The following is an 8708-nucleotide window of genomic DNA, read 5'->3' as shown; positions in this document are numbered from 1 at the left end:
AAAATCACATGTTTTTTTTAGGAGAAACGATATGTTTCTCCTTGGAAATATTGCTGGAAATTAAACTCATGTATCTTTTTTGATTGTATATAAATATACTAAAAAAAACTATCTCAAAATCCAAAAAACCTTAACTTAATAGCATTGGAGACGCTAAGACCAGAATAGTGAAAATACGTCATTGCGAGGAGGAACGGCGAAGCAATCTTTCATGACAGCGATCAACGCTACAAAGATTGCTTCGTCGGCTGAAAAAGTCGCAATGACGACAGTTTCACCTGAGTGATTTTACGCCTACTCCAAAGCGAAAGCTTCCCAGCCTGCGATAGTTTCCCTGTTACATTTCATTACCGACTGCCCACCTTCAGAAGAAATATACTTACCGTTATTCCCCTTAAGTGAGATTTTGCCATTGGCGTTAACCACCCAATCAAACTTTTCCCAATCGCTGATGGTTGTTCGGCTGCAGGTTATCCCGGTAGTAGCCCCATTTTCTGAGGATACATATTTGTTCATGCTTCGCAAGGCAACTTTTCCTCCGCCTGCATCTACAATGGCAAAGGTTTCCCAGCCAGACGCGTTCGCACGGTTACATCTCATTGGTGCTTCCCCATTTTCGCCGGATACAAACATATTGTTGGGGCCTTTTAATTTTACCGTTTGGCCAATGGGCGCCTCTGCTTGTACCTGCAGATTACCGAGTTCAAGCCATCCATTTTTAAAGGTGCCGGTTACAGCAAGTGCAATACCCGGTTTATTCAAATTTGTTTTATCGATAATGGCAACCCCCCATTTATAGGTGCCAGGAGGCAAATTGATTGCCGTTGTGGTGAAATTATAAGTGATAGGATTATCTTTCAGCCATTTAGAAGGGTCTCCGTTTTCGTCGATAAAAAGTTTTTTTACCACACCGGCAGTATCCAGAATAGCAAAGGCAACTTTATACTTATAGTTCCACTGAGGAATATTGTTAGGGCAATACCCCCAGCCCATGTTTTTCCAGCGATGGCTCAAAGTAGCCGTGGCACCATTGGCAATTGCATCTGGCAACGATAACTCATCAGGATATAACCGGTAGCCTCCTTCTGCATTAAAACGTTGTACCAGCGGAAAGCTGGTCTGAAACCAGGAGGTTGTTTCCCCAACCCTAAAATCCATCATGTTTACCGCAGCTTCGGCCGACCTGTTAAATTCACCCAGCCTTACATCTTCAGGATGCCCTTCGCGATATTGTCCGCTTGAGTCGATCCAGTAACGGTGGGTACCACTCACAATCCATCCTCCCTCCATAATAATCGGACGTTTATGTTTCCAGGTTGCCGCAAAATTTTTCTCCCAGCTTTGGTAATAATCGGTCATTCCAAAGGCATCATGCCTCAAGCTATACCCTCGATTGATCGCTTTAACCAGTAACCTGTCGCTATTGGCGTTTGCTGCCCCCCAACTCGTAGGATGACCTATTAATCTATGGTAATTGATCACCAGCGGCACTTTGGTAAATGTCCTGTTGTATAATGCCATAATCCAGTCTAAAGTCTCTTCCTTTACCGTCTCTGTTTGTGCGGCCGTTAACACACCCGGGGCTGCATATACCGTATTATGGGCTTCTCCCCACTTGCCCAAGCCATAGGCATCAATAAAAGAGGTACGAACGGGATCATTAAAGTCTTTTGCCAGCTCTTCTATGAAAGTACTATAGTATTGTCTGAATATCGGATCTTGAGGGTAAGGGGTTTTCTGTGTAGGCGCGGCGGGGTTTGACAACCAATATCCAGCTCCGGCGTTAAACACAAAAGCAGGTGTATTTTCTCCCTGATCACGCCCGTCTACAACGATCCGGAACGCGATGGGTAATCCCCTGGTTTTAACCCCATTAATTAATTTACCAATCTGCGAGCTCAAGTCTCTCCAGGCATAAACGCCGGGACTGGGATTAAGCGATCGCCAGCTTGTACGGATGTAACAGGCGGATGCGTAATCAATAGCCTTTACATTTCTGCCCAATTCTGGCACGTAAAATTGACTATCCCAATAAGTATCAACAGCATCTCGCTTTGCATACATCACCCAGCCATTTAACGGATTACGCAATACAGCTGTACTGTTATATACGGGCCTGATCAGTACATTATTGGCGGCACCAACAACAGCCATTTTTTGTGCTCCGTTGTTAAAGGTTTCTAAAAGATCTTCGTCTTTGTTTTTAGTACACGAAAGCATTTGCAAGCATAATAATGCCAGCAAAGCGACCTTTCCGGTCTTCTCTAAATTTGGTTTTTTCATAGTAATAAACATTAAATTATTGGATTTAAAAATTCTTTAAATTTGAATGCAGCAATGCTTCAAGCAGAGGGCAATTTTTGCCTTTGCTAAAATTACATGTGCACCAGTTGCTACCTAAATAAGGGATTGACGTAAAGAGACATTATAAATCGAAGCGCGATTGTCGACAGATCGTTGTTTCGAATTAAAATGATGGGGTTTAAAAAAATCGGTAATCAGCGTACGGTGTTACGCTGGTTAGGAAAGGCAAAAGAGATCTTTAATGCATCCAATCTGGACGCATTTAATACACTTAGCCTCCCATTTCACCTTGCTTTGGGTTAAGGGAACTTAGCTATTGGCTCATAAGAATATAATTTGGTTGTGATAAAAATACACGACAAGAGGGCGCGAAAGGGTTCGTTTTTGTACGGAAATGGTTCAATTTTGTACAAGAAGAAAAAATTTGCCCTGAATGGTATTAGAACGGGCATTCGCCTTCAAAAAATATTGGTAAACCATTGCATATCACCAGAAAACAAAAAACGGAGGCGCTTTGCAGCATTCCTCCGTTAACTAAAACTAACCAATCTTATCTTTTAGGCTATGCTATCACAACATATTGTAAAATAGCGACTTGCCTCATCATCTATCCAATAGGATAACTAAAAATGGAGTTTGGCAAAGCGGATAAAATTTGTCCAATCGTAAACATTTAGGTCGTGTTTTCCTTCCCTGAAATGGTAGCCCATAGCCGAATTAATTATGGGACTGTTCACTACGGGCATATCTTTTGGAAGGTTAACTTTTTTACCATAGAGATCGTAAACAGGCTTGGCTTTCACTAATGACAAAAACGAGCCGTAAGGGTCTGCCCATCTATCTTCGGTAGCATTGGTGGTATACACTGGCCGTGGAGCAATGAGACCAATGAGCATATGCTGGTCAACCGGCAGGCTGTTTACATCATTGCTATATTTCTTGTAATTATTATTAAACCAATAACCAAACTGTTTATTGATCAGGCTTATTGTTTCGCCATATTTACGCCTTGCAAGCGATGCACCCGTACTGCCTGAGCAACTGCTAAACACCATTGCAAAACGTTGATCCTGGGCGGCGGCCCATAAAGCCGTTTTACCACCCCGGGAATGCCCAACGAGCGCAACTTTGTTAAAATCGATTGCTTTATCGGTTTTGAAGTAATCCATTACTCTGCTTGCGGCCCAAGCCCATACGCCGATTGCTTTCATTCCATTATCTTTTTCCAGTTCTGCCGGAAACAAATGCGCCAATACACCATTCTGATAGCTATCCTTACGGTCAGGGGCTACATCTCCATGATGAAAAGCAGCAATAGCATAACCGCTGTCGATCAACAGCTCTGCTGGCCAAAAAGTACTCTTTTCTACTCTTGTTGGATCCATATTTCTGCTGCTCCGGTTGTTGATCAGTAAAAATACAGGAGCTGGTTTGTTCCGTTTGTTTGGAATAAAGAGCACCACAGGAAAGGATATCGAATTCCCTTTATTCCAGGCGGTAATCTTTATCTCTTTCAAATGAGCCTTTCCCTGCATGGCATCAGCTTTTTCATTGGTTACCATAAACTTCAAGCTATCAAAACTACCGGGTGTTTTTCCATAAACATGTTCTTCAAAAAGAGCTAAAAGTTCAGGTCTTCGCTTTTTCTCCCAAATCGAGGTGTTTTTCACCCTTTCTCCCTTTGTGGTGAGCAGTATTTCGGGTAAGGTGTAGGCCGGAACAGTGCTTTCATCATAATTGACAATTTCTCCCATAAACTTATCCGTTTTCTGCGCATATACGCTACCTGAAAATAGGATTAGCGCAAGCAAAAAAATCAGCGTTTTTCTTACCGAATCGGTAATTACAAATCTGCTTTGATGGGGAGAAAATTTTAATCTATACATCATACTTAATAACCTGGATTTTGAATCAGTTTATTTGCTTTATTGATTTCAGACTGCTGAAAAGGATACCAATAGTTTTTACTGGTAAAGGTCCTGTTTTCAATTACAAAAGGGCTATAAGCTAAAGTAGTACCCACCTTGGTAATTTTTATGCCTTTAACGGGTCCGTTAAAATTACTTTCCCCATCCTTCCATCGCCTCACATCAAAAAACCGCTGTTCTTCAAAACATAATTCTACGCGGCGTTCGTTTTTAATGCGATCGCGCATTTGAGATTGTGTCAACCCGGTCAGCGCGGGCATCCCAGCCCGGGTACGCACAGCGTTTATGGCATTATAAACTTCTGCGTTCGGACCGCCAAATTCATTTAAAGCTTCTGCATAGATCAGTAAGATTTCTGCATACCTAAACAAAACCCAGGGCCTTCTTACGCTTGTGGTACCTGTGATGTTATAAGTTGCATTGCCACTTAGAAATTTACGTAGATAATAGCCTGATTTTGTACTGTTTACATTAGAAGGAACATTATCCCGACCTCCCTCATAAGTTTCCACCGCACGGGTTAAACTTCCCGTTTTAAAATTTGCCCCATTATACACGATAAACTGGTTTAAACGAGGGTCTCTGTTGGCGTACGGATTTTGCGGATCATAACCTGATGAAGGATCCGTTATGGCTTTGCCATTGGTCATTTCAAAGGCGTCGACCAGGTTCTGTGTAGGGTTTGTTCTTCCCAACCCGCCGGTGAAGCTAATGGGTGCGTTATTTGACTCTATTGTATTGGTATTGCTTGCCGGTGTGGCGAAAATAACCTCGTTGTTGTAAGAAGTAGCGGTGGTGGTATAGTCCCATAAGCTAGGGAATAACGCCGTGCTCAACAAGCTGTGTTTGTTTAAGTCCATTAAATCTTTTGCACTTTTTGCGGCATTTTGCCAACGCTGCAGGTCATTATTTAGATTGTAAAGCGGACTTGCATAAACCAACAGCGTTTTGGCTTTTAGTGCCATTCCAGCGGCCTTTGTAGCACGACCGTAATTGGCCGCATCCCAATCTTTGGTAGAAGCTGCAGGAATCTGGCTGATTGCCGAGTCGCAATCTTTAACAATCTGTTTTACCACATCATCAACCGTATTTCGTGGAAGGTTAAGATCTTCTATCGGCGAAAAGGATCTGGTGGCGAGCACGATTCCGCCATACCGCTTAAATAATTCATAATGGAATAAAGCCCTCAGAAAGAAGGCCTCTCCCCTTAGCGCGGGCAGATCGCTTGCCGGAAAGATAACCGCCGTGGGCGATCGCTCCAGAAATGTATTTACCACCCATAATCCAGTATAAAGGTTGGTGTATTGTTCGTCGAAGGTCCTTAAACTGCTCCAGTTACCATTATTGAAAACATTAACGTTGCTATTTAAATTTGAATTTACGGCTTCGTCACTTCCGCTGGCCATTAATGCGCCCGAACCGTCAACATTGTATCTGGCCAGCATATAATTGTATCCGTTGTTCAAATACTCCCGTACACGCCTGTCGGTATTCCAGATTGCTTCTTCACTTACGGGACCTTCACTGTATGAAGGTTCAAAAAATTCATCCTTACAAGCACCAAGGCCCATTAGCAAAACGGCCAGAAGGATATACATACCATATAGTTTCTTTTTCATCTTCATTTTGAATTAAAATTTGACATTTATGCCCACGGCAAAGGTTTTTACATAGGGATAAGAGGAAAAACGACCTGCATTGGGTGTTTCGGGATCAATATCCAGCGCATTGAGTTTGGAAATGGTAAAAATATTATTGCCACTTACAAATATCCTGGCGCCTTTAAAACGTAAGCGTTGATTGAGTTTATTTGAAGTACTATAACCGATTTCGGCGGATCTAAGCTTCAAAAAATCACCTGAATACAACCAAAAGGTAGAGTTTGCGGTATTATTCCCATTATCTGAAATTCCAACACGTGGATATTTTGCCGTAGCTGCAGTGGTGGGTGTCCAGCTATCTAAGCTTAACTGGTTCAATCCGTTAGGGCCGGCATACATAATATCGGAAAGATCAATTGTTCGCCCTTCTACACCTTGAAACTGTGCGCCGAGATCAAACTGTTTATACCTGATGTTAAAACCAAAGCCATAATATACTTTCGGAATATCGGTATAGTCGCTTGATACAGCATCATTTGCATCTATGAGATTGTCGTTGTTAACGTCTTTATATTTAAGATCGCCAGGTACTACGAGGCTCGACAAGGTTTGCTTTGGGCTTGCATTAATTTCAGCCTGGTTTTGAAAAATACCTTCAGCCAGGTAATAATTTCCACCATTTACGTAGCGTCCTATTGTAGATTGATTGGGCAATACGTTTTCAGTTCTTTCCAAGATCACGTTTTTGGCATAGGTAAAGTTGGCGTTCGTACTGATTAACACTTCGCCGATTCTTTTATTAAATGCACCGCTGGCATCAAATCCTTTACTGCTTACCTTCCCTGAATTTACCTGTGCAATGGCTATCCCAACAATACCTGGTAAATTTGCAGGCCCTAAAATGTCTGTCCGTTTTTCATCAAAATAATCAAAAGAGAACGAAAGTGCTCCTTTGAGAAAGTCTACATCTGTACCCAAATTTAAGCGGTCAACCTTTTCCCAGGTGGTTAACGGGTTACCGGCAGGGCTTACCAATCTTGCTGTTGTTGAAGTAGAAAAAGTAGAACCGAGAAATGGCCCAGCATCTCTGGTAAACAACGTACGGTAAGGCAGCCTTACCACATTCCCGCTGGCATCATAAGTTGGTCCGATATTGCCCGAACGGCCATAAGATCCTCTTAATTTAAGGTAGCTGATTGCAGAGGCATCTTTAAGAAAATCTTCTTTGGAGATAAGCCATCCTGCCGATACCGCCGGAAAAAACCCAAAACGTCTTCCCGGAGCATAATTTTCTGATCCGGAATAACTTGCTATTAAACCCAGCATATAGCGCTGTTTGAAACTATAATCTGCTCGCCCAACAAGCATACGGGAACGATAATCTAACCGATCTACCGCTGCACTTACATATTGCTGTCCACGTATATTGGCTTTTATTTGATGATCTGTGCCGATGGTCCTGTTATAATCGAAGCCAAACCAGAGCTCATTGTTTTTGGTATTGGTTTGGAACGCTGCAGTTCTGTAAGCAATTACCGCAGGTGTACGATAGGTTTGTATTGGGGTAACTGTTTGATTGAAAACTGCATAATTTTCAGATAATCCGTCTCCATAATTACCATAACCATCGTAAGAGAAGAATAAGTTGGCAGAAAGGCCTTTCGTTATAAAATCCAGTTTTTGATCGGCCATGATACTGGCCAGTAAAATATTTGTGGTGGTACGCGAAAATCCTGTGCCCTGTAACTGGCCAAGTGGATTATTCTGAAAGAGTGAAGTTCCACCGTAAGATCCATCCGCATTTAAAATAGGAAACGCATTTGGCGGCAGATTATACAAGTTGTTAAATACTGTTGCAGTACCATCTCCAACATCATTCCGTACTTCACTTCTAACCCCTGCCAACAAAGTCAACGTAAGCGTTTTAGTCACATCATAATCCAGATTGATCCTGAAGTTATAACGTTTATAACCGTAATTAGAATCGTAATTGGGCGTTTCTGTTTCTTTAAAAAGTCCTTGCTGATTAAAGTAACTAACAGAGCTAAAATAACGCACCTTGTTGCTCCCGCCACTAAAGGTAAGTGCATACCTTTGGGTAGCAGCCCGTTTGTTTAGAAAACGATCTAAATAATTGTTATCAGGATACAGATAGGGATCTGTATGATTTTTGTATCCTTCGAGCGCTGCTTCGCTATAGGCTGGTGTTTGCCCGATATTGGTTAAGCCACGATTATACAAGGTGGCAAAATCGTAGGCATTTAAGGGCTTGATCAGGTTGCTGGCCGACTGAAAACCGCCCTGGGCATCGAAAGAGATTAGGTTTTCTCCAATTTTGCCTCTTTTGGTTGTCACCAGAATGGCACCATTGCCTCCATTTAGTCCGTACCAGTTTAAAGCAGCAGCATCTTTTAATACAGTTACGCTTTCAATTTCGCTGATATCCATATCTTCGAAATCACGTTCAATTCCATCCACCAAAAAGGCAGGTGTTGAGCCCTGCGCATAAGATGACCTTCCACGGATCTGATAGGATACATTGCCGCCACCAGGTTGATTACCTGTCCATCTGAACAAAAAACCACTTAATCTTCCGGCGAGTAAACCAGACAGGTTACTGATGGGCACTTTTGTAAGTTGGTTATAGCGAAGCGAACTCTGGGCAAAATTTACTTCTTCCCGACTGCGGGTGCCAAAGGGAATTTCAATCAATTTATTAGTTGAGTCTGTCTGTCCATCGTTTTCCTTTGTGATAGACACCTTCTGATTTGTATTTTGTGCTAAAGCTGTGCAGGTAAACAGATAGCATATGATGCCCAAAATTATGCCTGAACATTTAGTATATCTTGTCATTTCTTATCTTTTAAATTATATA

The 8708-nt window shown here is 42.1% G+C and carries 4 protein-coding genes; all 4 read right to left on the bottom strand.

Annotated elements, in window-relative coordinates; genetic code table 11:
* Positions 1–294 precede the first annotated feature (294 nt).
* Complete coding sequence (locus tag LQ227_RS24205; RefSeq protein ID WP_230146250.1) at positions 295–2283, bottom strand: DUF4832 domain-containing protein; 1989 nt, start codon at positions 2281–2283, stop codon at positions 295–297.
* A gap of 644 nt (positions 2284–2927) precedes the next feature.
* Positions 2928–4193, bottom strand: coding sequence for a S9 family peptidase (locus tag LQ227_RS24200; protein ID WP_230146249.1), 1266 nt, complete (start codon positions 4191–4193; stop codon positions 2928–2930).
* A gap of 2 nt (positions 4194–4195) precedes the next feature.
* Entirely contained in the window at positions 4196–5851 is a 1656-nt protein-coding gene (locus LQ227_RS24195) for a RagB/SusD family nutrient uptake outer membrane protein (protein ID WP_230146248.1), read from the bottom strand.
* Positions 5852–5863: 12 nt separating this feature from the next.
* Entirely contained in the window at positions 5864–8686 is a 2823-nt protein-coding gene (locus tag LQ227_RS24190; protein ID WP_230151610.1) for a SusC/RagA family TonB-linked outer membrane protein, read from the bottom strand.
* Between the last annotated feature and the right edge of the window lie 22 nt (positions 8687–8708).

It is taken from the genome of Pedobacter sp. Bi27 (genome assembly GCF_918698255.1).
GTDB lineage: Bacteria > Bacteroidota > Bacteroidia > Sphingobacteriales > Sphingobacteriaceae > Pedobacter.
This window is presented reverse-complemented; position numbering and strand designations above follow the sequence as displayed.

What these genes read in the sequence shown, in the direction of transcription:
- LQ227_RS24205 (WP_230146250.1), bottom strand. Translation starts at nt 2,283, where the DNA reads ATGAAAAAACCAAATTTAGAGAAGACCGGAAAGGTCGCTTTGCTGGCA.
- LQ227_RS24200 (WP_230146249.1), bottom strand. Translation starts at nt 4,193, where the DNA reads ATGATGTATAGATTAAAATTTTCTCCCCATCAAAGCAGATTTGTAATT.
- LQ227_RS24195 (WP_230146248.1), bottom strand. Translation starts at nt 5,851, where the DNA reads ATGAAAAAGAAACTATATGGTATGTATATCCTTCTGGCCGTTTTGCTA.
- LQ227_RS24190 (WP_230151610.1), bottom strand. Translation starts at nt 8,686, where the DNA reads ATGACAAGATATACTAAATGTTCAGGCATAATTTTGGGCATCATATGC.